Annotated in this window: 23 protein-coding genes; 10 read left to right on the top strand and 13 right to left on the bottom strand. The window is 41.5% G+C overall.

Going from position 1 to position 24,765, the window contains the following annotated elements; all coding sequences use genetic code 11:
* Positions 1–43: 43 nt before the first annotated feature.
* The 6 genes from QSJ37_RS16525 to QSJ37_RS16500 form a co-directional block, all read right to left on the bottom strand.
* Positions 44–2,572, bottom strand: coding sequence for a bifunctional diguanylate cyclase/phosphodiesterase (locus QSJ37_RS16525; protein ID WP_285756292.1), 2,529 nt, complete (start codon positions 2,570–2,572; stop codon positions 44–46).
* A 191-nt stretch (positions 2,573–2,763) separates the two neighbouring features.
* Positions 2,764–3,240 carry a (2Fe-2S)-binding protein gene (locus QSJ37_RS16520; RefSeq protein WP_285756291.1) on the bottom strand — a complete coding sequence of 159 codons (477 nt, stop codon included), beginning with the start codon at positions 3,238–3,240 and terminating at the stop codon, positions 2,764–2,766.
* A gap of 3 nt (positions 3,241–3,243) precedes the next feature.
* On the bottom strand, positions 3,244–4,077 hold the full coding sequence (locus tag QSJ37_RS16515) for an FAD binding domain-containing protein (RefSeq protein WP_285756290.1): 834 nt from the start codon (positions 4,075–4,077) through the stop codon (positions 3,244–3,246).
* A complete protein-coding gene (locus QSJ37_RS16510) occupies positions 4,064–6,388 on the bottom strand; it encodes a xanthine dehydrogenase family protein molybdopterin-binding subunit (protein ID WP_285756289.1) in 2,325 nt (774 codons plus the stop codon). The genes QSJ37_RS16515 and QSJ37_RS16510 overlap by 14 nt, the downstream gene beginning before the upstream one ends.
* A 206-nt stretch (positions 6,389–6,594) precedes the next feature.
* Positions 6,595–6,786 (bottom strand): type II toxin-antitoxin system antitoxin, encoded by a 192-nt coding sequence (locus QSJ37_RS16505; protein ID WP_285756288.1) that lies wholly within the window; start codon positions 6,784–6,786, stop codon positions 6,595–6,597.
* A gap of 15 nt (positions 6,787–6,801) precedes the next feature.
* On the bottom strand, positions 6,802–7,647 hold the full coding sequence (locus tag QSJ37_RS16500; protein ID WP_285756287.1) for an SPFH domain-containing protein: 846 nt from the start codon (positions 7,645–7,647) through the stop codon (positions 6,802–6,804).
* A gap of 247 nt (positions 7,648–7,894) precedes the next feature.
* Between QSJ37_RS16500 and QSJ37_RS16495 the strand changes: the two genes are divergently transcribed.
* Positions 7,895–8,581 (top strand): TerC family protein, encoded by a 687-nt coding sequence (locus tag QSJ37_RS16495; RefSeq protein WP_285756286.1) that lies wholly within the window; start codon positions 7,895–7,897, stop codon positions 8,579–8,581.
* Between the two features lie 72 nt (positions 8,582–8,653).
* A complete protein-coding gene (locus QSJ37_RS16490; protein ID WP_285756285.1) occupies positions 8,654–9,586 on the top strand; it encodes a D-2-hydroxyacid dehydrogenase in 933 nt (310 codons plus the stop codon).
* 48 nt (positions 9,587–9,634) lie between these two features.
* Here the strand turns inward: QSJ37_RS16490 and QSJ37_RS16485 are convergent, their stop codons facing one another.
* The 4 genes from QSJ37_RS16485 to QSJ37_RS16470 all read right to left on the bottom strand — a co-directional run bounded on the left by QSJ37_RS16485 (position 9,635) and on the right by QSJ37_RS16470 (position 13,384).
* Entirely contained in the window at positions 9,635–10,357 is a 723-nt protein-coding gene (locus tag QSJ37_RS16485) for a LutC/YkgG family protein (RefSeq protein WP_285756411.1), read from the bottom strand.
* Entirely contained in the window at positions 10,335–11,783 is a 1,449-nt protein-coding gene (locus QSJ37_RS16480) for a LutB/LldF family L-lactate oxidation iron-sulfur protein (protein WP_285756284.1), read from the bottom strand. Before QSJ37_RS16480 ends, QSJ37_RS16485 begins: the two co-directional genes overlap by 23 nt.
* A 14-nt stretch (positions 11,784–11,797) precedes the next feature.
* Entirely contained in the window at positions 11,798–12,514 is a 717-nt protein-coding gene (locus tag QSJ37_RS16475) for a (Fe-S)-binding protein (protein ID WP_285756283.1), read from the bottom strand.
* Between the two features lie 153 nt (positions 12,515–12,667).
* Entirely contained in the window at positions 12,668–13,384 is a 717-nt protein-coding gene (locus QSJ37_RS16470) for a FadR/GntR family transcriptional regulator (protein ID WP_285756282.1), read from the bottom strand.
* A gap of 368 nt (positions 13,385–13,752) precedes the next feature.
* Here QSJ37_RS16470 and QSJ37_RS16465 point away from each other — a divergent pair, with 368 nt between their 5' ends.
* On the top strand, positions 13,753–15,429 hold the full coding sequence (locus tag QSJ37_RS16465; RefSeq protein WP_285756281.1) for an L-lactate permease: 1,677 nt from the start codon (positions 13,753–13,755) through the stop codon (positions 15,427–15,429).
* A 161-nt stretch (positions 15,430–15,590) separates the two neighbouring features.
* On the opposite strand, the gene mreBH is transcribed toward QSJ37_RS16465, so the two are convergent.
* Together mreBH and QSJ37_RS16455 are read right to left on the bottom strand one after the other, a co-directional pair.
* Complete coding sequence (gene mreBH / locus QSJ37_RS16460) at positions 15,591–16,598, bottom strand: rod-share determining protein MreBH (protein WP_062679343.1); 1,008 nt, start codon at positions 16,596–16,598, stop codon at positions 15,591–15,593.
* A gap of 368 nt (positions 16,599–16,966) precedes the next feature.
* On the bottom strand, positions 16,967–17,422 hold the full coding sequence (locus QSJ37_RS16455) for a C40 family peptidase (RefSeq protein WP_285756280.1): 456 nt from the start codon (positions 17,420–17,422) through the stop codon (positions 16,967–16,969).
* 345 nt (positions 17,423–17,767) lie between these two features.
* Here QSJ37_RS16455 and QSJ37_RS16450 point away from each other — a divergent pair, with 345 nt between their 5' ends.
* The 7 genes from QSJ37_RS16450 to QSJ37_RS16420 all read left to right on the top strand — a co-directional run bounded on the left by QSJ37_RS16450 (position 17,768) and on the right by QSJ37_RS16420 (position 24,013).
* Positions 17,768–20,224 carry an EAL domain-containing protein gene (locus QSJ37_RS16450; RefSeq protein WP_285756279.1) on the top strand — a complete coding sequence of 819 codons (2,457 nt, stop codon included), beginning with the start codon at positions 17,768–17,770 and terminating at the stop codon, positions 20,222–20,224.
* Positions 20,225–20,235: 11 nt separating this feature from the next.
* Entirely contained in the window at positions 20,236–20,607 is a 372-nt protein-coding gene (locus QSJ37_RS16445) for a DnaJ family domain-containing protein (RefSeq protein WP_285756410.1), read from the top strand.
* A 175-nt stretch (positions 20,608–20,782) separates the two neighbouring features.
* On the top strand, positions 20,783–21,370 hold the full coding sequence (locus QSJ37_RS16440) for a hypothetical protein (protein ID WP_285756278.1): 588 nt from the start codon (positions 20,783–20,785) through the stop codon (positions 21,368–21,370).
* A 61-nt stretch (positions 21,371–21,431) separates the two neighbouring features.
* On the top strand, positions 21,432–22,046 hold the full coding sequence (locus QSJ37_RS16435; RefSeq protein ID WP_285756277.1) for an NAD(P)-binding protein: 615 nt from the start codon (positions 21,432–21,434) through the stop codon (positions 22,044–22,046).
* An 83-nt stretch (positions 22,047–22,129) separates the two neighbouring features.
* Positions 22,130–22,504 carry a GntR family transcriptional regulator gene (locus QSJ37_RS16430; protein ID WP_089097463.1) on the top strand — a complete coding sequence of 125 codons (375 nt, stop codon included), beginning with the start codon at positions 22,130–22,132 and terminating at the stop codon, positions 22,502–22,504.
* Position 22,505: 1 nt separating this feature from the next.
* A complete protein-coding gene (locus QSJ37_RS16425) occupies positions 22,506–23,363 on the top strand; it encodes an ABC transporter ATP-binding protein (RefSeq protein ID WP_143416094.1) in 858 nt (285 codons plus the stop codon).
* Between the two features lie 2 nt (positions 23,364–23,365).
* Positions 23,366–24,013 carry an ABC-2 transporter permease gene (locus tag QSJ37_RS16420; protein ID WP_143416093.1) on the top strand — a complete coding sequence of 216 codons (648 nt, stop codon included), beginning with the start codon at positions 23,366–23,368 and terminating at the stop codon, positions 24,011–24,013.
* An 88-nt stretch (positions 24,014–24,101) separates the two neighbouring features.
* Here QSJ37_RS16420 and bshB2 read toward each other — a convergent pair whose 3' ends face one another.
* Entirely contained in the window at positions 24,102–24,755 is a 654-nt protein-coding gene (gene bshB2, locus QSJ37_RS16415; RefSeq protein ID WP_062754881.1) for a bacillithiol biosynthesis deacetylase BshB2, read from the bottom strand.
* Between the last annotated feature and the right edge of the window lie 10 nt (positions 24,756–24,765).

Genomic DNA, 24,765 nt, shown 5'->3' with positions numbered 1-24,765 from the left:
GAAAAATCTCAACTAAAAGCAGTCTTCATTGTTTTTATTTAGCTCAACATTGTGATGAGCTGTTATGAAGAAGCGAAACGAGTTGTTCAAACGAAACAGGAGGGCTAAATAAATAGCCTTGGATTTTATCGCAATGGTGTTGTTCTAAGAAGTGTAACTGTTCTGCTTTTTCTACTCCCTCTGCGACAACTTGCAAGTTTAAGTTATGCGCAAACGTGATAAGCGCAGACGTCAAATGAGCGGTATTTGGATTGGTTGCTACATCGAAAATGAATGATTTATCAATTTTCAATGTGTCAACGGAAAAGGTTCGTAAATATCCGATTGAGGAATGGCCGATTCCAAAATCATCAATCGCAATGCGGACACCTATATCTTTTAATTTCTGAATGCTATAGATGATGTTTTTTTCGTCGCATAGCGCGATATTTTCTGTAATTTCTAGTTCTAAATAGTTTGCTTGTAATTTGTTTTTTTGCAGTAATTGACTGATCAATGAGGTAAAGTCATGATGCCGCAATTGCCGTAAGGAAAGGTTCACACTGACGTATAAATGATCAAATCCGATTTCGTGCAAATGTTTTAAATCGTGAAGAGCTGTTATTAATATATGCTTGCCAAGCGATACAATTAGACCGTTTTCTTCTGCAACCGTGATAAATTCATTTGCCGGAATCTCCCCGATCTCTGGATGCTTCCAGCGAACTAAAGCTTCTAAGCCGATAATCCGTTTTGAAACAGTATCAACAATCGGCTGATAGCATAAAGAAATCCCTTTGCTTTCTATCGCGGTGCGAAGCAGCTGTTCTATTTTTGATTTTTTTATTTTTTGTTGTTCTAGTTCGATCGTATAGAGTGAAAATTGGTTTTTTCCTTTCTTTTTCGCATCATACATTGCCATATCGGCGTGTTTGATTAAGGTCATTTCGTCATCTCCATCTTTTGGATACACGCTGATACCTATGCTTGTCGTAATAAAGACTTCTTTATTTTCAAGCCTAATCGGCTGGGTTAAGGTTTGAATGGTTTTGCAAGCTATTTCCTCGACATTAAGATCATTTCCGAATAAAAGAATGGCAAATTCGTCTCCTCCCAAACGAGCGATAAAGCAATCAGGATGAATCATTGTCAAGCGTTGCGCCACGTTTTTTAATAATAAATCTCCCATGATATGACCAAATGAATCATTAATGTTTTTAAAGTTGTCTAAATCCAAGTACAGTATAGCGATTTGGTTGTTATGTTTTTCTGCCTTTTTCAGTTCGTTCTTTAGTTTCTCAATCAAATAGCGGCGATTTGGCAAATCAGTTAATGCATCATGGTAGGCTTGATATTTAATTTTTTCATTGTATTTTTTTCGCTCAGTAATATCACGAAAGACAACGACAGAGCCGATTATTTCTCCGTTATCGTCGATCATCGGTGTAGAGACATAAGCAATTGGCAGCAGCGTTCCATCTTTTCGAACATAAAAATCTTCTTCTACCCGATATGCTTTTTTTAATTCCATCGTCTGATGGATCGGACATTTACAGAGGGAATCGCATTGATTTTCATTGCCGCAATGAATTTTTTTGAACAATGCTTTTCCTAATAATTCACTTTTTTGATAACCGAGTAAACGCTCAGCTTCTTGGTTCATAAAAGTTACTTTTTTGTCTTTGTCTAATACGATGACACCTTCACCTAATGACGAGGTGATCGTTTTTAGATGTTTTTCACGTTTTTTCAATTCTTCCTCTGCTTTTTTCTGGGCATCGTATGGTTCTTTAATTGTAGCAATGTATATTCCTTTCATAAAATAAATGTAACTGATTCCTTTGTACAAATGGCCTAAAAAATTTTGCAAGTCGTACACGTTTTTATACAGTGTAAACAAAAGTTCGCTTAACACTAAAAATACAAACGCTAAGATGAGATCAAGATAAGACGTTTTTGGCTGTTTTTTGTAAGAAAGCAACATCATCAAAACGGTGGAAGCATAAAAAAGGATAACAATGTATTCTAAGAAATTTTTGAAATTTGTTGTGCCTTTCCCATCGATCACAAGAAGCGGAAGTGTTTGTTCATAGCGAATGATAATGTAGGAAATAACGAATACATAGAGAAGAGAAAAAATAAACACCGTCTTTTTTTGTCTGCTTTGTACTTGTTTATCTGGAAAAAACATGATCAGAAACAGCATGCACCCTTGAGTTAATCTAGCGGCAACCCAAAACCATGCCGCTTTTTGCGTAGAACTTTCCGTAACGATTAAGCCGGGCATGCCTTTATACGAAAGCGTGTGCAGTAAGTCGATGATGCCGATGATTAGAAATATCCCCGAATACCATAAGCGATATCTAGATAAATGTTGCGGAAAAATCATCCATCCTTGAATCGCAATGGACAACGAGACGGTGATGCTGAGGAATTCTAAGATGGTGTGTATGGATAAATATTGTTTTGCTTGGGCGACAAAATACAGTTCATCGCGAAACAAAATGGTGACTAAAAAAAATAAGACAGCGATGCTGGTAATCATTAATGCTTTTTTCTCTTGTTTATTTGAAATGCCGGGATTGCTCGTCATCGATATCTCCCCTCCCCTCTGATATCTAAAATAGTTATATTTATCTATTACAATTGGCATATTCAAATATAGAATACTCTATTTTTTGTTTGAGTCAAGAATCGCGTAAAAAATATGCAACAAAAAGCTCTCCCGCTTTAGAGCGATATTTGCTCATAAGCGGGAGTGTTTTTTAGCTTTGAAAAACTTCTCTACTCGTTTTTTCGCTTTTCCATTAGTACGGATTTTACTGCTTCCTCAATTTCTTGATAACTTGTGCAGCGGCAAATATTGGATTCAAGCCATTCTTGAATAGTACTGTCGTCCGCGTCGGGATGCTGTTCTGTTAAAGCGTAGGCGTTCATAATAAATCCAGGTGTGCAATAGCCGCATTGGAAAGCGAAATGTTCAATAAACGCACGCTGAATCGGCGTGTTACGAAGACCTTCGATCGTAGTAATCTCTTTTCCAACTGTTTCGATGGCAAGCATCATGCACGATTTGATGGGGATGCCGTCAACTAATACGGTACATGCGCCGCAGTCACCGTTTAAGCAGCCAGGTTTTGCTCCGGTAAGACCGAGTTCGTCACGAAGAACAAAGAGCAATGTATCAGCTTGACGGGCGACGACGGAGTAATTTTCACCATTTATCGTTAGGAGCATTTCACATTTTGTTGGCATCTCCATTGTTCACACTCCTTCTAACTGAGCGATCATATCGAAAAGCGTCTGTTTTAACACAAACAAGCGGTATTCCGCGGAACCTTCAATATCATCTAAAATTGGACGCGGCAGGGCTTGAATCGCTTCATGAATGCGGTCATTCAACGGGAGATGCCGGACGTTTAGCTGTTCTTCTACCGCTTTGGAACGGAATGGGAATGGACAAACACCACTGAATGCAACGCGAAGTTGTTCGTCTTTTTTGAGGGCAGCGACCGTCACCAGCGGATATCCGACCTCGCCTTGTTTACGGCGTTTGCAATGGGCGTGGGGCAGCGATACGTATGATCGGTCTACTTTGATTTGCACGAGAAATTCGCCTGGCTCTAGACGGATGTGCCGTTGAAACACATCATGAATGCTGCATTGTTTTAAACCATTTTTTCCAGCAATCACTACTTGACTATCGGCAAGCAATAGCGGCAATACGGCTTCACGATAAAAAATTTGTCCGCAAATATTTCCGCCAAGGGTAATTTGGTTGCGTGCTGTCCGGTCGGCAACCTCGCTTGCGGTTTTTGTTAATAGTGGGAAAGGATTTGTTTCTTCAATCGTTGTCAACGATAATGCAGCTCCAAGGACGAGTTCGTGTTGTCCAACTTCGAGCGTGCGGCATTCAGGAATATGTTTAATGTCGATCACTGCATCGGCGGAAACGAAGTGAAGCCGAGAGAGTGTAATGATTTCCGTTCCCCCTCCATAATAGAGAGGCTTTTTTCCTTGCTGTTGCAATGTTTCAAATAGCTGAACCGCTTCTTCAATCGATATAGGACGATGATACGTCATATCAAATGGAATCATGAGCGTCACCTTTCTTTTTCCGCCAAATCAGTTCCGGAATAAGCGGCAGTTCGTTAAGCGGCACTCCTGAAGCAAGTGATAGTGCATTTGCCAGCGCCGCCGGCATTCCGATCAGCCCGTGTTCGCCGGCGCCGCGTGCCCCATATGGCGCATCGATTTGTGGCGTTTCGATAAACTCCACAATATATTCCGGATGTTCGCCGAAGCGAATTGGCCGATAAGTGCGCAATTGCGGATTTAGCACCCGTTCGTAGCGGTCAAATAAAAATGTTTCACGGCTCGCAAAGCTTAGTCCCATGCTCATCGCTCCCATTGTTTGCCCGAGAGCTGCTTTTGGATTAAGCACTTTTCCGATGTCGATAACGGCGAACGCTTTGAGGATTTTATAAGTATAGTCGCGGCGGTTGAATTCAATTTCCACCCCTTCCGCGCCGACTGTCCATTCCGGTCCTGGTTTGCCGGCTCCCGTTTCTTTATCTAACGGGGTTAAATGGCGCATAATGTAGTGGCCGCGTCCGATGATTTGCCCGCCGATGGCGTTTCCGTTCGGATATTTATAGCCGTAAGCGATATCTTTAATAGGAATAAATATGCTTGGGTCATCTCGTAAAAACACTTTCCCGTATCCGACTTCCAAATCTTCCGCTGATGCGCGAAGTACACAAGAGGCGATCGATTTTAACTGGCGGATGGCATCGTCGGCCGCTTCAAGAGCCGCCCTTCCCGCCATAAAGGTGCCTCGGCTTGCAACCGTTTTCCAATGTTCTGGAGTCGTTTGTGTGTCGACATCCATTTTGACATGAATATCGTCAATATTCATTTTCAATTTTTCTGCAACTATTTGTGCAAGAATCGTTTTCGTTCCTGTTCCGATTTCTACCACACCGGAGATTACATTCACACTTCCATCCGGATTGAATGTTAAAATGGCTCCGGAGCTCGCATCCGTGTCAATCGTTGACGTTTTCCATGCGCAGCTGATGCCTTTTGCCCGTACGGTATAAGCGTCGATTTCGATGCGCTGCCATTCGTCCCATTTCATTAGCTCGCGCAAACGATCGAGGCAGGCCGGCAAATTGCCGACATTGCTTCGGTTTAATCGCACTTGTGTCGGGGTCGTGTGGCCGGGGCGAATCGCGTTTTTTCGCCGTAATTCCCATTTGTCCATACCTAGCTTTTCGGCAAGCAAGTCGATGGCCCGTTCGATGGCAAAAGCTTGTTCGCTATGGCCGAAGCCGCGAAATGGGGTGGCATACGGATGATTCGTATACACGCATAGTGAATCACACCACACATTTTCGATATGGTACGGTCCTGTGCAATCCACAGCGGCGGCGCGGCTGACGTCAATTGCTTTATCGGAATAGGCGCCGCCGTCAAACAAAAACAAAATTTCTGCCGCTTTGATATAGCCGTCTTTTTTGGCGCCAAGCTTAACGGTAGCCTCCATGCCGATATGAACGGGAGAAGTGATCATATCATCTTCCCTCGTATTCCAGACGCTGACCTTTCTTCCTCCCACCGCTTTCGCCGCCAGATAAGCGAGAAGCTCGAGCTGCACAGGCGCTTTTCCGCCGTACGCTCCGCCGACAAGAGGAGTATGGACGATAATTTTACCAACATCCTCTCCAAAATAGGTGCTGATGAGCCGTTTAATCATAAATGGTGCTTGGGAGGAAGCGAAAATAACGATATTGCCGTCGGGAAGAATTTCCGCGGTGGCACATCTTGTTTCCATCGCCACGTGATCGGAAGGGGAAAAGGACACGCTTGTTTCCACAACGACGTCGCTTTCTGCCCAGCCTCGTTCCATATTGCCTTTGCGGATTTTTGTACGGTGGGCGATGTTTGTATTTGGCTCGGGATAGGTATGTTCGTTCTTTTGATAGCTTCCTAGCTGTTCATGGATGAGGGGAGCGCCTTTTTTTAGTGCTTCACTTGGCTTGCCGATGGCAGGAAGAGGTTCATAGACTACATGAATAAGGTTGGCTGCTTTTTCCGCTTGTACAAGTGTATCAGCGACGACGACGGCAACGACTTCGCCATGATAGCGCACTTTATCAAAGGCGATGGGAGGACGGTCGAGCAAGTCTTCTCCTGTCAGCGGCAGTCCTTCGCCGGTGATGATCGCGCGCACGCCGGGGATGGAGCGCGCCTTTTTGGTATCGATCGCGTGAATGCGTGCATGGGCATATGGGCTTGTAACAAGTTTGGCATGGAGCATGCCTTTTTCTTTAAAATCGTTCGTATATTTTGCTCTTCCTGTCACTTTGTCCCATGCTTCTTTGCGAATGGCATTTTTTCCAATCATTGGGTATCACTCCTTGTTGCTCCATCATTGGAAAACAAGCTTATAGCTTTCCGGCGCGGCAATATGAAAAACACATCATAATGGCTAGGTTCCAAAGTAATACCGCTCCATTCTCACAATGAAAAAACTCTGTTACTATTGTATTCTTTTAGAAAATCACAATGACAAAAATAAAAAGGCTAGCAATTCCGTCTAAATCGGAAATGCTAGCTTCTTTCATTTGGAGGATTGTCTGTATTTATTTTTCGTTGCGTAAGTCGTCCGGCTCGTTTAGCAGCTTCGCGCAATAGAAATTCAATATGAGCATTGACGCTGCGAAATTCGTCGTGCGCCCACCGTTCAATGACTTCGTATAAGACTGGATCAATTCGTAAGGGGAAACTTTTCTTTTTTGCCATAGCACTCCACAACCGTTAATATAGACTTCCGGTATTGATCACCGGTTGGGTCGCGCGTTCGGATACGATGGCGACCATTAAATTGTTAACCATGTTTGCTTTTCGTTCATCATCTAACTCTAAAATTCCTTCTTTGTCAAGTTGCTCGATCGCCATTTGCGCCATGGAGACAGCACCTTCGACAATTTTCTTTCTTGCCGCTAAAATAGCGGCTGCTTGTTGCCGTTGCAACATCGCGCTTGCAATTTCTGGAGAGTAGGCGAGATGAGTAAGGCGAGCTTCGATTACTTCCACTCCGGCTACTTTTAGGCGCTCTTGCAACTCGTTGGCAAGGACATCGGAAATAATATCTGCATTGCCTCGTAATGTGATTTCATCATCATCGGTAAAGGTATCATAAGGATATTTCGTCGCAACATGGCGAATGGCTGCCTCACTTTGAATCTCTACAAACTCTTCATAGTTATCTACATCAAAAACTGCTTTTGCGGAATCAATGACCCGAAATACAATAACAGCGGCAATTTCGATAGGGTTGCCTTGAACATCGTTTACTTTTAATTTTTTGCTGGTAAAATTACGGACGCGCAAAGAAACGTTTTGCCTAATCGTAAGCGGAACAGTAAGAAATAGTCCACTGTCGCGAATCGTACCTAAATAGCGGCCAAAGAAAATCAACACTTTTGCTTGGTTCGGTTGAACAATGGTGATGCCGCTGGCCAACACGATGGCGGCAACAACGAATAGAGCGGCAATAATGACTAGCTGCTGAAGCAAACTAATAATCGCTACTGCCACTAATAAAGCAATACCAATAATTCCAGCAAACCCGTTCATATACCATGCCTTTGTTTCCTTCATGAGCATCGCTCCTTTAACATCAATTTTATATCAATATGATATCACATTTTGAAATAAATGTAAATTTATTTTTACATTCTTTATATTACAAAGTTATTGGTTATATATTTCAGAATTAGTGAATTTTTTCAACAAGGCGGTTTGCTTGTTGCGATTTTTGAGAAGTTGCTGATAGGGAGCATTTGCGGTAAGATGAAAGAAAAAGGGGAAAAAGTTAGTTTCAGAAAAGGAGAAGAGGTGCGTTTATTTGACAATATCTTTGGAAGCGCTGTTGGCATTATTTAAGATTATAGCTATTGATATCATTTTATCCGGTGATAATGCGGTTGTCATTGCGATGGCGACGCGCAAGTTGCCGAAGCACCAGCAAAATAAAGCGATTTTTTGGGGAACAGGCGGTGCGGTTCTTTTACGTATTTTATTTGCGACAGTCATTGTGTTTTTATTAGAAATTCCGTTTGTCCATTTAGCAGGCGGGTTGTTATTGCTTTGGATTGCTTATAAAGTGCTTCTTGAACAAGAAGAGGAGACGCATATTCAGTCATCGGATCGCCTTTTCAAAGCCATTATGACGATTATTGTCGCCGATGCGGTGATGAGTTTGGATAATGTCGTTGCGGTAGCGGGAGCGTCGGAAGGACATATCGGCATGATTGCATTTGGAGTGGCGATCAGTGTTCCGATTATGATTTTTGGATCAAAAGCGATTATGAAAATCATGGAGAAATACCGCTGGATCGCTTATGTTGGCTCTGGAATTTTGGCATGGACAGGCGGAAAAATGATGATGGAAGACGAAGGGTTTATGCAACTTCTCCATTTCCGCGAAGGACCGTTAACGTATGCCGTTAGCGCTGGATTAACGATTTTCGTGTTAGCTGCTGGGTATATAACAAATAAAAGAGCAGAAAGCAAAGAAGGAACCATTGTGTAAACGGAGGGATTTCTCCATTTGGGGATATCCCTTTTTCTTTCATAACCGATTGGTGGCAAAGGAGGAAGGTTGATGAAGGTTCATAATATTTTAGTAACGGGACGGTTATATTCAGAGATGGCAAAGCTATTACAAGAAAAGGGGGTCAATAAAAATTTTCGTTTTGTTGCTGAAAATGAGGTATGTCGAGACGACTTTTTGTGGGCGGACGCATATGTCGGGTTTCGCCCAGCACCTCGTTTTGAATTTGGCAACATTCGTTGGGTGCATTCTCTCGGAGCGGGCGTCGATTCATTTTTATGGAATAGAGAGTGGAAAGAAGATGTGTTGCTGACAAAGACGGTTGGCTCGTTCGGTAAACAAATTAGTGAATATTGCCTTAGCTATATGCTTCGCGATTTACAATGTCATGACGTTTATGGATGGTACCAATCACAGCGGCAATGGAAGCCAATTCCTCCGCAGCCATTGCAAAGCCAATGTGTTGTTATTTATGGGACAGGACATATCGGACAGCAGCTGGCTAGCTATTTGGGCATGTTTGGTGTTCAGCCTATTGGAATTTCGCAAAGCGGGCAAATGAAACCGCATTTTGTTAAAGTATTTCCAAACGATCAAGCGAGCGAAGTGTTGCCGAAAGCCGATTGGGTCATTGCCGCGCTTCCATTGACAAACGAAACGTATCATTTATTTGACGAACAGTTTTTCGCTCTTTTAAATAATGCTAGTTTTATTAACGTGGGCAGGGGAGCAACTGTTGATGAAATGGCATTATGGGATGCGTTGGAAAACCGAAATGTTCGTCTTGCCGTTTTAGATGTCTTCGAAAACGAACCATTGCCGCCTGAATCGCCGTTATGGCAGCATCCGAACGTCATCATTACCCCGCATATTTCTGCATTGACATCTGCTGAGGAGGCAGTGGACTGCTTTTTACAAACATTACAGCGAATTGAAGCGAATGAACCGCTTTGCAACAAAGTGGATGTGCAGAAAGGGTATTAAAAACGGGCACGTTCATTCCGGACGTGCCCGTCGTTTATTCCAGACATGTTAACGGTCAGTAACCACAATATAAGTGGCTTTCATTGGGCCGTGCACCCCGACGACTAAGTTCATTTCAATATCGGCCGAGTTGCTTGGTCCGGTGATAAAATTGATGCATGAAGGAATGAGATGTCCTTTTTCGATTTGTTCGTGAATGTAAGCGGCCGCTTGGGTCATGCGCGGTACGATCGTGCTTTTTGCAATGATGGAAATATACGTTTTTGGCAGGAGGCTGACGGTGCGCCCTTTTCCGTTTCCGCTAAATAGCACGACCGTTCCTGATTCGGCAAGCGTGATATCGCTGAATGTAATACCAACGTTTGCCTGTTCGGCATAGTCGATATTTTTTCTGCCGGCAGACGCATCCCAAATGTGGACATCGATGTTTTCATTCGGCCATTCGTTGCGCAGTAAGCGGGTTAATCCATATTCATCAAAGCGCGGGTCGTCCCATGTCACAATCGGGCCTCCCCCATGCTTGTCGACAACTTCCTTTAACGTTTCTTTTAGTTCAACAGCTGTTGTTTCAACGCATTGGGTGTGAATGCGCGGACATTGCACTTTCAACGCCTCTAATAAATCATCTTGGGTGTAGCCTTGAAATACGGTCCATTGCGGCTGATGGCGCCAATGCGGCCGGGATACTCCTGCTGTGCGTTGTTTGCGTCCAAGCCGATTAGCAACGGTTTGCAAAAACTTGTTACGGTTATAAATCATGCCAGTCTGCATCATTTCCGCCTCCTTTTTGATGTTTGCGAAACCAGTCGCGGAATCGTTCTTTATTTGGCGCAGGAAACTCGCGGATTTCCGTCCATGCTTTCAGTGGTCCAGGCCCTTTGGAAATTCGGTCGTCGTTCGTAAACGGCGCCAATGCGCTTCGGGCAACTTTAGAACCAAGCTTGTAAAGGAAGGGTGAAGCAGCGCCTAAACCGAACGCTTTCATCGCCAATTTTTCCGAAATCGGCGCTTTTTCTTCGCGCTCGACGATCACTTGACGGTGTTTTAACAACAATTCATGAAGCGGAATTTTGACTGGGCAAGCTTCCGTACAGGCCGCACAAAGTGTGGATGCGTACGGCAGCTCTTTATAGTTGTCATATCCGCCTAACAACGGTGACAGAACGGCGCCAATCGGGCCGGAATAAATGGAGCCATACGAATGTCCTCCGATATGGCGATAAACCGGGCATACGTTGACGCAGGCAGCGCAGCGAATACATTGCAATACCGGCTGAAACTCTGTGCCGAGAATGTTGGAGCGGCCGTTATCAACGATGACTAAATGAAATTCTTCCGGACCGTCCACGTCGCCATTATCGCGTGGTCCTGTTAATACCGTAATATAGCTCGTTAATTTTTGTCCGACAGCACTCCGCGTTAAAAGGCTAACAAGTACTTCCATTTCTTCAAATGTCGGGACGATGCGCTCCATCCCCATGACGGTGATTTGCGTTTTCGGAAGGGCGGTAACTAAATCCGCGTTTCCTTCATTGGTGACGAGCGTAATGGAGCCGGATTCGGCAATGGCAAAGTTGCAGCCGGTGATGCCGATATCGGCGGTTAAGTATTCGTGACGGAGCATTTTGCGGGCATGAAGTGCAAGCTCTTCCGGTTTTTCCGTTTGCTTGTAGCCGAGCTTTTCGCGAAAGACGTCACGAATTTGTTCTTTATTTTTATGAAGTGCCGGAGCGACAATGTGTGAAGGAGGATCGTGATCGTCCACTTGCAAAATGTATTCGCCAAGATCTGTTTCAATGACTTCACAGCCCTCTGCTTCCAACACAGGATTTAAATTGATTTCTTCCGTTACCATCGATTTTGATTTGACAATTTTTTTTGCGTTTTTTTGAATAACGACATTGCGAATATAGTCATTTGCTTCTTCTGCGGTTTGCGCGAAAAAGACGTGGCCTCCGCGTTTGGCAACGTTTTCACTTAATTGCATTAGATAATAATCTAAGTTTTCTAGTGTATGCTGACGAATTTCTTCCCCGAGTGCGCGCCATTCTTCCCAGTTTCCAAGCTCTTCGGCCGCTTCGAGCCGTCTTGTATGCAGCCGTTCTTGTGCTCCTGCGACAGCGCCGCGCATAAACGTGTTGTGAAGATTTATTTCGACTCGTTCATGGAAATTTGCACCGTCAATTTTCATCGCCATGTGAATCCCTCCTTTTATCGGCTGTTTAGTACTTCAGCAATGTGCATCACTTTGATTGGCTTCCCTTGCCGCTTTAAACGTCCGCCAATGTTCATTAAACAGCCGCAGTCGGCTCCGATTAGATAATCTGCATTTACTTCTTCGATATGTTCAATTTTTTCATCCACCATTTGTTCGGAAATCGTTCCCATTTTTACAGAAAACGTTCCACCGAACCCGCAGCACTGATAGGCATTCGGCAACGGAACAAGTTCCAATCCCTTTACATTTTTTAGAAGCTTAAAAGGCGCTTCTTTGACGCCGAGCAGACGTGTCATATGGCACGAGGTATGATAAGTTGCGCGTCCCTGAAATTTAGCGCCGACGTCCTCCACCTTCAACACGTCGACGATGAATTGGGTGAGTTCATACGTTTTATCAGCGAGTGCTTTCGCCTTCGATTCCCATTCGCGATCTCCTTGGAAAACGCGTGGATATTCTTTCAACATGGTTGCGCACGAGCCGGAAGGAGTGACAACATAATCGGCATGTTCAAACGTACGGATCATATGTTTCATTGCTTCTTTCGCTTCTTTTACATAACCGCTGTTATAGGCGGGCTGGCCACAGCATGTTTGCGCTTCCGGAAAGTCCATTTCGCACCCTAAGCGTTCCAAAAGCTCCACCGTTGCTTTTCCAGCATTGGTATAGAATAAATCGATGAGGCAGGTGACGAATAATGAAACTTTCATTGTGAATCCCCTTCCAATTAATATATGATTAGGTGAACAGGTCATCTGATGACCTTGTATAACATTATATACTATTTTCAGTGATGAAAAGTATTCTTTTATGAAATTTTGCAAATATAAAAAAATAAAGCACCCAGCTGTTTTACCGGGCGCTTATCGAGAATATATATATTTATGAAGTATATTTTCCACGTTGGTCAAATGCTGAAGCATTCGTTCTTGCGCGGCATCGGCGTTTTTTTCTTTTATTGCTTTAAAAATTTCGGTATGTTGTTGAAGCAGTTTTTCCGTTGTTGTTTGCTTGGAAAACAGCCAAATCCGCCGGGTTTCCCGCATCGTTTCTATCATCATTTCTGATACGCTGTTCATTAAGCTCACTAAAATCGGATTGTGGGAGGCGGCCGCAACTGCCATATGAAAAGCAAGGTCCGCTTTTTCCCCAAGCTCATCGTTTCCAATTGCTTCCTGCATTTCGTGAAGAGCTTGTTCCATCGCAATTAAATCGTCATCTGTCCGTTTTTGTGCAGCTAAGGAGGCAGCGCCTACTTCCAACAGTTTGCGCACTTCAAGTAAATGACAAATGTCTTCTTTATTCATTAATACCGCAATGGAAAGAGGAAAGGAAATCGTTGCTGGATCGAATTCTCGGACATAGGTGCCTTCTCCTTGCTTTAATTCGATGAGCCCCATTGCTTTTAAAGCAGTTAGCGCTTCACGAATGGCGGCTCGCCCCACTTGAAACTTCTCAGCAAGTTGTTGAACAGAGTCCAATTTATCTCCGGGTTTTAACGCACCGGTTTTAATCATCTCAAAAATTGCTTCTGCTACTTCTTCATAAATTTTTTTCGTTTTAATTTGTCTAAATTTCAATGTATTCACCTCAATATAAGTCCTAACTTGATGATACACGTTTTGAATTATTTCTGCTAACGGAAAGGTCAGCCGCATTTGTTATTTTGGATGTTAATAAGCAAACGGGAAAGGAACTGACGTTGTTTATTATTATAATACACGGAATGAGACGGTAATAAGAAATCTTCTCTCTTCAAAAAATGCTTTATAAAACTAAAGATTTAGAAAATTAAAAAACTATATTGCATTTTTGGCTCATCATCTTCTATAATTTGACTCAGAACAGCATTTTATTATCCGGTCATCTGATGACTTGATGGGTGAATTGTCAGCTACAACAATGTGAGAACAAGAGAAAAAATTAACAAAATATAGGAGGAGTGTTGATGCAGTGGAAACAAGATTTTACGCCAATTGCTGATCATCTTTGGTTATCAGCTATTGTAGCACTTATTCCAATTTTATATTTTTTCTGGGCACTGGCTATCAAGCGGATGAAAGGCCACATAGCTGGAGTTACAACCTTACTTCTTGCTTTAGTTGTTTCTGTAATCGCTTACAGAATGCCGACAGGAATGGCAGTGATGTCGATGACACAAGGAGCCGTTTATGGATTATTGCCAATTGGATGGATTATTATCACTTCCGTCTTTTTATATAAACTGACAGTCAAATCCGGCCAGTTTGATATTATTCGCAACTCTGTGTTGTCGATCACGGAAGACCGTCGTCTGCAAGCATTGTTGATAGCGTTCTCATTTGGGGCGTTTCTTGAGGGGGCGGCTGGATTTGGGGCTCCGGTGGCTATTTCTGCAGCACTGCTTGTCGGTTTAGGGTTCAATCCGTTGTATGCGGCGGGAATTTGCTTGATTGCTAACACAGCTCCAGTTGCCTTTGGGGCGATCGGAATTCCGATTACTGCGATGGAAGGGCCAACTGGGATTCCGGCGATGGAAATTTCGAAAATGGTAGGGCGGCAATTGCCTTTTCTATCGATATTGATCCCGTTTTATCTTGTCTTCATTATGGCTGGATGGAAAAAAATGATAGAAGTATTGCCAGCGATCATTGTGTCAGGTGTTTCCTTTGCGATTACGCAATATGTTACCTCTAACTTTTTAGGTCCTGAGCTTCCTGACATTTTGTCGGCTTTAGTTTCGTTGTTTGCGCTAGCCGTCTTTTTAAAGTTTTGGAAGCCAAAAAGCACGTATCGTTTTTCGACGGAATCCGAAGTGGCAGCAGCAGCCCAAGCAAATAAAGCTTCCTATACAGGCGGCGAAGTATTTAAGGCATGGTCTCCATTTTTAGTGTTGACCGCTTTCATTTCCCTATGGGGAATTCCGCAAGTGAAAGCGGCTTTGACAGGACATTACGAGGGAACGAATGGGCTGTTAAAGCTAGTCAACGAGATTGGTTATCATTTGACATTTATGCCGGAAGTACCGGGATTGAACAATAAAATCATTAATGCAAGCGGCCAGCCGATTGCGGCAGTATATAAACTAGAACTGCTCGGCGCAGCCGGTACAGCTATTTTGTTGGCTGCGGTGGTAACCAAATTTATTATAAAAATGTCTTGGAAAGATTGGGGAAGTACGTTTATCGAAACGTTAAGCGAATTAAAGTTTCCGATTGTTACGATTGCTTCAGTTGTCGGTTTTGCATACGTAACAAACGCCTCCGGTATGAGCACGACGCTTGGGATGGTGCTGGCGAAGACAAATTTCTTATTCCCGTTTTTCTCGCCGTTCTTAGGATGGCTCGGTGTGTTTATTACCGGTTCCGATACGTCCTCGAATTTGTTGTTTGGCAACTTGCAAAAGGTGACAGCGACTTCTATCGGAATGGATCCAGTTCTAGCGCTGGCGGCAAACTCTTCCGGTGGAGTTGTCGGGAAAATGATTTCGCCGCAGTCGATTGCCGTTGCCTGTGCGGCGGTAGGATTAGCCGGAAGAGAATCCGATTTATTCCGATTTACGGTGAAGCATAGCATTTTCTTAATTATTTTGATTGGTATACTCGTATTTTTGCAATCTAATATTTTATCGTGGATGATTCCATAATAACGTTTGTAGAGAGGGACGGTGCCTAGTGGACTAAGAGTTGCGAAAAAAAGCGCATTCATAAAACATTATAACGGTTATGACAAACAAAGGACTCTTGTCCGGTGCATAAAAAACCCCCGCATTATTCTATATGCGGGGGTTTTTAGTGAAAAGACTCTTTACGGAACGGAAGTGATAAGCTTTTGAATCGTACTGAGTGCTTTTCCCGTTCCGATTGCTACCGCTTCAAGCGGGTTCGGAGCAGTATGGACTGGAACATGCAATTCTGAACTTAGCCATTTCTCGATTCCGTGAAGAAGGGCGACGCCGCCGGTTAAGACGATGCCGTGGTCAATAATATCACCGCTAAGTTCCGCAGGACATTCTTCGAGCACAGTTCGAATCGCGCTAAGAATTTGTGAAAGCGATTCTTCCATCGCTTTTTGCACTTCTGTAGAACTCAATGGAACGGCTTTAAGAAAACCGGTCACTAAATCACGGCCATGAATGGTCATTGTTTTTTCTTCATGAGCAATTGGTGCATGGCCAATTTCGATTTTAATTCGTTCCGCTGTCTGCTCGCCAATGAGCAAGTTATAATGTTGCCTTACGTATTGAATAATATCCTCGTCCAGTTGATTGCCGCCGATGCGAAGCGACTGGCATGCGACAACTCCGCCGAGAGAAATAATCGCTGCCTCTGTTTTGCCGGCTCCTAAATTAACAACGACGTTTGCCACTGGCTCATCTACTGGCAAGTCGGCGCCGATCGCCGCAGCGATTGGCTCCTCGAGTAAATATACTTGTTTGGCACCGCAATGTTTTGCTAATTCATAAAAAGAGCGGCGTTCTACGGAAGTAGAATGAAATGGAATGCTAATGACAACATTTGGTTTTTTAATGGAAAAACCGATGCGCTTGCTAGCGAGCTTAAACACTTGTTTTAGCATTGTTGCCGTTTTGTCAAAATCTGCAATAACACCGTGTTTTAATGGATATATTGTTTCAACATTATTAGGTGTTTTACCGATCATCATTTTTGCTTCCGTTCCAATGGTGAGCACTTCATTCGTTTGGACGTCGAAAGCGATCACCGCTGGTTCGTTAAAGACAATTCCTTTATTTTTACTATATAGCAGTATATTCATCGTTCCTAGGTCGATTCCAATCTCCGACGAACCGAACATTGTCAACACCTGCCTTTAATATACTTAAAAAATCTACCGAAAGAAGTAACAGAGCATAACTATAAGTTCACACATATATAACTTTCGACTTATTTCTCACATTTATGACTATAAAATGACGAAATGTATCAATTGTTAAGTTTCTCCACATAAATGAACATTAGAAAAAAATTTTTTTATTTTCATGTATAAAATAACAAAAAAGGGGGAATAAATAGTAGCGAAAAGTTTTCCAAGTATTCCCCCGATCCCCTATGAATATATAGAACGCCCTCCTAATAAAGGAGGGCACTTTTTTTGGAAAATGAAAAACTCTCCTACATATCAAGTATGTTTACTTAATATGTCAGAGAGTTTTTCATGTTTCCTTATAACCGTTTTGCTCCAACATATTTTGACTTCCAATAAGAATTATTTAAACTGTCAATTTTTACTCCTTTGGATGAAGTAGCATGAATAATTTGGTTGTTCCCGATGTAAATTGCTACATGAGAAACGCCTGTTTTGGTTTTAGATGTATTAAAGAACACTAGGTCGCCCGCACGTAAGTTTGATTTATGTACCGTTTTTCCTTTTTGATACATTTGTTTGGAAGTGCGCGGTAAAATTTTTCCGATTTTTTTATGTGTATAGTAGACAAATCCCGAACAATCAAATCCTTTTGGTGTTGTCCCGCCATATCTGTATGGAGTGCCGATCAGTTTTTTCGCTTCAGTGATCAGTAATTTTGAGTTTCCAGCTGCTTCCGTACTAGAAGTGTTTGTAAATAAGGAAGAAAACATAACTAAAAAAGATAGTGAAACTAATGCGATGAATTTTTTCATTTTCCGTAAACCTCCGACAACAATTTTTCCGATTCGACTTTCCATGGCTATAGTATAACAAAGGAATTACCGCTGTTCTTTTACAGTTGAATTAAATAATATTACAGAAAAGTTACAAATATGTGACTTGGTGCTAAGTTCTCATATAAATTTTTGCTATTAAGTAGTGTTTTTTGTCGATAGACGAAAATATAACTAATCATAGTACAATACTTATGTACCAAATAATTGCGAATGATGTCGTGAAATGTCGAAAAAATAGGAATGAGGTGGGGGGGAAGGGCAGAAATAATGCTTCTATAATGTTCATGAGAAGCCGAATTTAAAATAATATGGTGGTCACTTATGTCGAAAGAAATCGAATATACGTTGTTTGTATTGATTGCTATATTCATTGTTCTTGTTATACATCTATGGCTCTATCGTGTCGTGAAAAAGAAGCTATCATTATCGCTTTTCCAAATTGCGCCTCGGTTAACAGTAAGTTTTTACATGATTGCTGCGGCGTTGCTTTTTAGCGGAATCATCTATATCAATTATTTAGAAAAAGAAGAACATAAGGAATATGAAGAAGATGCCAGGAATTTGGCAAGGTTGTTGGCTGACGGTTTGTCAAATATGCATCATGAGCAGTTGAATGAACAAACAGATGAAAATGATGAAACTTATGTTCATATTTTACAAATGATGGAACAATGGCAAAATGATCATTCCGAAATATTGAGTATGTACACGTTAAAAAAGAATGAACGAGGGAATTATTACTTTGTTGTTGACTCGGAAGTGGATTACAAACGCAAGGGGAAGATAAATGATAAGAGAGAACAGCATTTGCCGATCGGTACGGTTTATCGCACCTATATTCCCGAGCTTGAACAGGCTTTTCAAGGAAAATTTGCTATGGAGAAATACCCTACGAAGGATGAATGGGGAGAAAGCATCGGTGTGTTTATGCCGGTATTCAAACAGGATGGAACGGTAGACGCGGTTTTAGGGATTGGTTATGATGCAAAAATATATAAGGAAAGACTAGAAAAAGAGCGTCAGAAAGGGATGTGGATCTGTTCCCTTGTTTTCCTCGTCTGGAAGGCGTTTTATTTATTAGGTATATATATGCAAGTCGAACGGAAGTTGTTTGAGAAACATAAGCAAGAACTAGAAGTGAGTGAAAATCGTTTTAAACGATTGGCGGAAAGTATAATGGAAGGAATTATTGTACATGCGCATGGAAAGGTAATCGAAGCTAACAAGGCTGCATGCCGGTTGTTCGGATATGTAGAAAGCGAACTTATTCATATGCCGGTTCAAGATTTAATGATTCTTGAATCGTTGAAAAAGATAGAACATAATGATCAAGAAGAGCTCTATGAAATTCAATTGCGGAGAAAAGATGGGACCATTTTTCCGGCGGAAATGGTTCAACGTGAGTATGACTATGACGGCAGAAAGGTGAACGTCACTGCGATCCGTGATATTACAGAACGAAAGAACAATGAAGAAAAGATGCATTATATCGCTACTCATGACGATCTGACAGGTCTGCCGAACAAAGAGGCATTGCATCGCGCCATCACGGAAAAAATTCAAGAAGCGTTTGATCGTCAGGAAGAAGTGGCGATTATGTTTCTTGAAATTAGCGGTATGAAAACCATTAACGATTTTTACGGATATTCCGTTGGCGATCAAGTGTTGCTGCAAATTGTAGAAGAGTGGAAAAAACGAAGTTGTAAAGATGTCTTGTTAGGAAGATGGAGCGGAAATGAATTTATTGCTATTTTGTCGGGAAGCACAAAAGAAAAGGCGACAGCTGCAGCAAATCAGTTTAGCGAAATCGCCGATGAGCCAGTGATCGTTGAAGGTCGTGAACTATATGTTACGATAAAAATTGGAATCAGTTTATATCCGCAAGATGGAATGGATCCAAAAACACTAATTCGAAAAGCGGATATTGCACGGTACAAGTTGCGTCAAAAACCGGCAAGTCAATTTTTGTTCTTTGAAGAGCCAATGGCTCGAGTAATTCAAGAAAAAATTGGGATGGAGAGAGAATTGCGCCGTGCGTTGGAAAAAGGAGAATTTGAGCTTTATTATCAACCGCAAATTCAGTTAGACACCGGTATGGTGACAGGAATGGAGGCGCTGATTCGCTGGAATCATCCAGAAAAAGGATTGATATCCCCTTATGCGTTTATCCCTGTTGCAGAACAAACGGGAATGATTATACCGATTAACGAATGGGTAATCCGCATGGCATGTCAACAAACGAAACAATTGTTAAATGATTTTCCAAATTTATCGGTGTCTGTAAACTTATCTCCGTATGAATTTGAAAATCGCCGCTTTGTTCATAAGCTTATGAAACTATTGGAGGAGACAGGACTGCCGCCACACCATTTAGATTTGGAAATTACGGAACGAATGACGATAGATACAGAAAGAGCGATTACTATTTTAAAAAGGCTAAAATCGATCGGCGTTACGATTAGCATGGATGACTTTGGAACGGGATATAGCTCGTTAAGTTATTTAACAGACCTTCCGATCGACCGTTTAAAAATTGACCGTTCATTTGTACGAAACATTCAAGGAAAAAAAGAGGCGATTTTGCCATCTATTATTCGCCTCGGGCATAATATTGGCGTGAAGGTGCTTGCCGAAGGAGTAGAGACAGAAACGGAAGTCGCATACTTAAAGGATAAACATTGTGATGAAGCGCAAGGATATTATTTTGCGCAGCCGTTATCGTATAAGGAGTTAAAAATGTTTCTGTATGAACATCGCTGTAAAGCGCTGCAAGCATAGGAGATGAAATGATGGATATTATTTGGAGAATTGCCGAAGATAAAATCCGTGAAGCGATGAAAAACGGCGAATTTGACAATCTTCCCGGCTTTGGAAAACCGCTTGAACTGGAGGATTTGTCCCATATTCCAGAAGATTTGCGAATCGGTTATTTGATGTTAAAAAACGCCGGCTACGTCTTTGAGGAAGTCGAGTTAAAAAAAGATTTAATGACGCTAGAAGATTTGTTGCGCTGCTGTGAAGATGAAGACGAAAAAGAGAAATTAAAGAAGAAGCTAAATGAGAAATTGTTGCGGTGGAATGCGCTCATGAAAAAGCGCAATAAAACAAATTCCCAAGCATTGCGCGACTACCAGCGGCTAATTGATGAAAAATTTCGGTAGTCCATGGGAAAGCTTGCCATTTTTCAAAAGCAAGCTTTTTTTGTTTTTTATGCAACGTTTTTAGAAAAGAGGGGAAAATATCGTTAGGTTTTGCGAATTTATTTTCTCACCTGATAAAGAAAACAAACAGCACTTGCAGAAGAAAACGGATTCTTAAAAGGAGAGTGGAAATGGAATGAAAAAAATGTGGCTTTCTTTCGTGGCAGTGATGATGTTCATTATCCCGACAGAAGCATTTGCGGCACATGAGAAAGCAAATGTAAAACAGCAAGACACGGAAGTAATCGGTCATGTGCTTGCGGGACATATGTTGAAGCATGGAGAATTAGATGAACAAAAATGGATGGAAATAGTCAGACAATATACTCCAAACCAAGCAGATGAATGGCAAAAAGTGCTTAACGAACGGAAAGCGCTAAGAAAACAAATGCAAGATGAACAAGTGAAAAAAGCATTAAAAGCAAAATGCGAAGAAATGAAAAGGAAGCGGGAAGCAGCACTTGATCAATTAATTGACCGTTTCGCTAGCAAAAAAATATCGAAAAAACAATTTAAGAAAGAATTGAAGCAATTACATAAGAAGAAAAAGTGGATGTCAAAAGAGGAAAAGCAAAAATTGCGCAAGCTTCATTATCAAACATATGAAGCGATGAAGGAAAACGACAAAAATGCCATGACCATGTTATTGCCACAATGGCTTGAACATATGAAAAAAGAAAATAAACGGTTGGCGAAATGGATTCAAGAAGCAACGCAAAGATAATATAATGGAGAAAAAGGCCGTGGGTTTCTACACGGCTGTTTTTTATAAAGGGGAAATTCGTATGGGATATCCGGTTATGCTAAATATCGCAAATCAGCACGTTGTCGTCATCGGCGGCGGAAAGGTAGCGGAACGGAAAATTCATGGATTGCTTGAAGCAAAGGCAAACATTACGGTTGTGGCTCCTACGATTACATCGGGAATTCAACAGTTAGAAGCAGCTGGAAAACTTATTTGGCGACAAAAAACGTTTTCTCCTGACGATTTGGAAGAAGCATGGGTTGTGATTGCCGCAACGAATAATCGGGATGTCAACGAAGCGGTGGCGAAAGCGGCGAAGCCTTATCAGCTTATTAACATTGCCGATGATCCGGAACGGTCCAATTTTCATGTTCCTGCGGTCATAAGGCGCGGCAGATTGACGATTGCGATTTCGACAGGCGGCGCAAGCCCGACCATCGCCCAGCAAATTCGCCGCCAGCTTGAGGAACTGTACGATGATGACTACGGACGGTATATCGATTTTCTTTACGAATGCCGGCAATGGATTTTACGAAATGTGCACGATGAGCAAAAAAGAAAAGAGCTATTTAAAGCCATCGCTGATGAATCATTTCGCAAGAAGGGGAATTGGGTGGAAGATTTAAAACATCTACTTAGGCAAATAGATAAATAGAAAATATTGACATAACGAGCAATACTGTATATATTGTATATATACAGTATTGCTTTTTTATTTAGAAGGAATGAGTGATGACGATGAATATTATTATATCTAACTCATCAGATGAACCAATTTATCAGCAAATTGTAAAACAAATAAAAAACCTTATTATCAAAGGCGAACTTTCGGAAAATGAAATGCTGCCTTCTATAAGGACTCTGGCAAAGGAACTGCAAATAAGTGTTATTACGACGAAAAGGGCATATCAAGAATTGGAGAATGAAGGCTATATTGTTACGGTGCAAGGAAAAGGAACCTTTGTGGCGGCTCAAAACAAAGAGTTATTAAAAGAAAATCAGCTAAAGATGATTGAGGAAAAGTTAACAGAAGCAGTCGAAGCAGGAAAATCGATTAATTTAACCATGGAAGAAATGCAGGAAATATTAAAAGTCATTTATGAGGAGGTATAATATGGAACCTATTTTAGAGGTCAGAAATTTGCGAAAAGAGTTCCAAGGATTTTCATTAAAAAACGTTAGTTTTGCTTTGGAAAAAGGATATATTATGGGATTTATCGGTCCAAATGGAGCAGGAAAAAGCACAACAATTAAGCTAATTATGAACCTTATTCATAAAGATGGGGGAGAAATTCAAGTTTTTGGCCTGGATAATGTGAAATATGAGAAAGAAATAAAAGAACGGATCGGATTTGTGTTCGACGAAAACTATTTTTATGATGAACTAACCATATCAGAAGTGAAACGAGTAGTTGCATCTCTTTATAGAAAATGGGATAACGAGCTATTTAATAAATATGTAAAGGAATTTTCATTGCCTTTAAAAAAGAAAATTAAACATCTATCAAAAGGAATGAAAATGAAACTTTCCCTTGCAATAGCATTATCCCATCATGCCGAATTATTAATAATGGATGAACCTACTTCAGGGCTTGATCCAATTATTCGAGGCGAACTGCTTGATATACTATCCTCTTTTATACAAGACGAAAACAAGGGCGTGTTTTTTTCTACGCATATTACTTCCGATTTAGATAAGATAGCGGATTACATTACATTTATCAATGATGGGGAAGTTATATTTTCTTGCACAAAAGACGAAATATTTGAAAATTACGGACTTGTTAAAGGGCCAAAGGAACTGTTGCATAGTAATATACAGCCGCTTTTCATTGGTGTTAAAGAAAATCAATTTGGATTTGAGGCGTTAGTGAAAGATAAGCAACAAGTAAAAAGAATGTTAGGAGACAAAATTATAGTGGATAAACCTTCTCTTGAAGATATTATCATGTATTTTCAAAGGGGGATGTAACAATGTTTCAACTTATATTGAAAGATATACTACTTCTGAAAAAAATATTTTTATTTGCTGCAATTTATATTGTCGCGATGATGATATTTTTAAAACAAGATAGCACAGTCGTTTTTCTTGTTAGTATTATTGCAGTGAATTACATGCTAATACTATCAGCATGTGCGCATGACGATAAAAACAAAGCTGACATTTTGTTAAATAGTTTTCCTTTAACAAGACGGACTATTGTAATGGCAAGATATTGTTCTATATTTGTTTTTACCATCATTGCTATTGCGTATTACCTAGTGATTGCGTACATATTGCAAATGATAGGTCCTTCTATCCAAGTTCACAGTGTTTCACTCGAAAGTATAATAGTTGCGTTATGTGCTGTCATTTTTATTAACAGCATTTACTTTCCGGTACTTTTTAAAGTTGGATTTATTCACTCTAGATTGGTGATTTTTGCTTTATTCTTTGGCACATTTGCGCTTGTTCCAAAATTTTTTGAACAAGCTAATCATCCATTTATTCAAAATGTGGTTCATTATCTTGAACGTCTTTCTGATGTCGAAGTGATGGCAATCGTCATAGTGGCGATGATTTCATTGTTGACGATTTCCTTTTTCCTTTCGTTACAGTTTTACCGCAAACGTGAATTTTAACATAAAACTTGTTTTATCAGAATGTGGGGGAAGAAGTATATTTCACAAGCAGGTCTGCTTCAATAAAGATCGACCTGCTTGTTTCTTCTCAATCATCCCATTTATACGTCCAAAACCGCTCGGTCTTCAGCCATTCTAACACGTCGCCGCCGCGTTTTTTCGCCGCTTTCATCAATCCTTCCGTTTGTGAGCGGTGCGCTTGGATGGCAGCAAGTTTTTTTTCGATGACCGAACTGACATCACGGATGACATCTGGCTTGCCCAAGTCTTGCTCACAGTTTTTTGCAAATGCGACGCAGTGAACGACAGGGCGCTTGTCTTTCGGAAGGCGCTTGAGAGCGCGAATAACGGCGGCGCCGCATGCGTCATGATCCGGGTGGACGCTATAACCAGGGTAAAACGTAATGACAAGCGATGGATTCGTTTCTGCGACAATTTCTCCGATTCGATCGGCAAGCAATTCTTCATCCTCAAATTCTATCGTTTTATCGCGGTATCCGAGTAAGCGCAAGTCATGGATCCCGATGGTTTTACATGCTTCTTCGAGTTCTTTTTTGCGAATGAGAGGAAGTGTTTCACGGTTGGCAAATGGCGGCACTCCCATATTTCTTCCCATTTCCCCAAGGGTTAAGCAGGCGTACGTAATCGGTGTGCCACTTTCAGCGTGCTGCGCTAACGTTCCAGACACTCCAAACGCCTCATCGTCGGGATGGGGGAATACGACTAATATATGTCTTTCCATGAAAATCACT

Source organism: Parageobacillus sp. G301 (genome assembly GCF_030268025.1).
In the GTDB taxonomy this organism is placed as follows: Bacteria; Bacillota; Bacilli; order Bacillales; family Anoxybacillaceae; genus Parageobacillus_B; species Parageobacillus_B toebii.
The sequence above is the reverse complement of the archived record's forward strand: the minus strand, read 5'-3'. Positions and strand labels throughout refer to the sequence as shown.

What these genes read in the sequence shown, in the direction of transcription:
- QSJ37_RS16525 (WP_285756292.1), bottom strand. Translation starts at nt 2,572, where the DNA reads ATGACGAGCAATCCCGGCATTTCAAATAAACAAGAGAAAAAAGCATTA.
- QSJ37_RS16520 (WP_285756291.1), bottom strand. Translation starts at nt 3,240, where the DNA reads ATGGAGATGCCAACAAAATGTGAAATGCTCCTAACGATAAATGGTGAA.
- QSJ37_RS16515 (WP_285756290.1), bottom strand. Translation starts at nt 4,077, where the DNA reads ATGATTCCATTTGATATGACGTATCATCGTCCTATATCGATTGAAGAA.
- QSJ37_RS16510 (WP_285756289.1), bottom strand. Translation starts at nt 6,388, where the DNA reads ATGATTGGAAAAAATGCCATTCGCAAAGAAGCATGGGACAAAGTGACA.
- QSJ37_RS16505 (WP_285756288.1), bottom strand. Translation starts at nt 6,786, where the DNA reads ATGGCAAAAAAGAAAAGTTTCCCCTTACGAATTGATCCAGTCTTATAC.
- QSJ37_RS16500 (WP_285756287.1), bottom strand. Translation starts at nt 7,647, where the DNA reads ATGAAGGAAACAAAGGCATGGTATATGAACGGGTTTGCTGGAATTATT.
- QSJ37_RS16490 (WP_285756285.1), top strand. Translation starts at nt 8,654, where the DNA reads ATGAAGGTTCATAATATTTTAGTAACGGGACGGTTATATTCAGAGATG.
- QSJ37_RS16485 (WP_285756411.1), bottom strand. Translation starts at nt 10,357, where the DNA reads ATGCAGACTGGCATGATTTATAACCGTAACAAGTTTTTGCAAACCGTT.
- QSJ37_RS16480 (WP_285756284.1), bottom strand. Translation starts at nt 11,783, where the DNA reads ATGGCGATGAAAATTGACGGTGCAAATTTCCATGAACGAGTCGAAATA.
- QSJ37_RS16475 (WP_285756283.1), bottom strand. Translation starts at nt 12,514, where the DNA reads ATGAAAGTTTCATTATTCGTCACCTGCCTCATCGATTTATTCTATACC.
- QSJ37_RS16465 (WP_285756281.1), top strand. Translation starts at nt 13,753, where the DNA reads ATGCAGTGGAAACAAGATTTTACGCCAATTGCTGATCATCTTTGGTTA.
- mreBH (WP_062679343.1), bottom strand. Translation starts at nt 16,598, where the DNA reads ATGTTCGGTTCGTCGGAGATTGGAATCGACCTAGGAACGATGAATATA.
- QSJ37_RS16455 (WP_285756280.1), bottom strand. Translation starts at nt 17,422, where the DNA reads ATGAAAAAATTCATCGCATTAGTTTCACTATCTTTTTTAGTTATGTTT.
- QSJ37_RS16450 (WP_285756279.1), top strand. Translation starts at nt 17,768, where the DNA reads ATGTCGAAAGAAATCGAATATACGTTGTTTGTATTGATTGCTATATTC.
- QSJ37_RS16445 (WP_285756410.1), top strand. Translation starts at nt 20,236, where the DNA reads ATGGATATTATTTGGAGAATTGCCGAAGATAAAATCCGTGAAGCGATG.
- QSJ37_RS16440 (WP_285756278.1), top strand. Translation starts at nt 20,783, where the DNA reads ATGAAAAAAATGTGGCTTTCTTTCGTGGCAGTGATGATGTTCATTATC.
- QSJ37_RS16435 (WP_285756277.1), top strand. Translation starts at nt 21,432, where the DNA reads ATGGGATATCCGGTTATGCTAAATATCGCAAATCAGCACGTTGTCGTC.
- QSJ37_RS16430 (WP_089097463.1), top strand. Translation starts at nt 22,130, where the DNA reads ATGAATATTATTATATCTAACTCATCAGATGAACCAATTTATCAGCAA.
- QSJ37_RS16425 (WP_143416094.1), top strand. Translation starts at nt 22,506, where the DNA reads ATGGAACCTATTTTAGAGGTCAGAAATTTGCGAAAAGAGTTCCAAGGA.
- QSJ37_RS16420 (WP_143416093.1), top strand. Translation starts at nt 23,366, where the DNA reads ATGTTTCAACTTATATTGAAAGATATACTACTTCTGAAAAAAATATTT.
- bshB2 (WP_062754881.1), bottom strand. Translation starts at nt 24,755, where the DNA reads ATGGAAAGACATATATTAGTCGTATTCCCCCATCCCGACGATGAGGCG.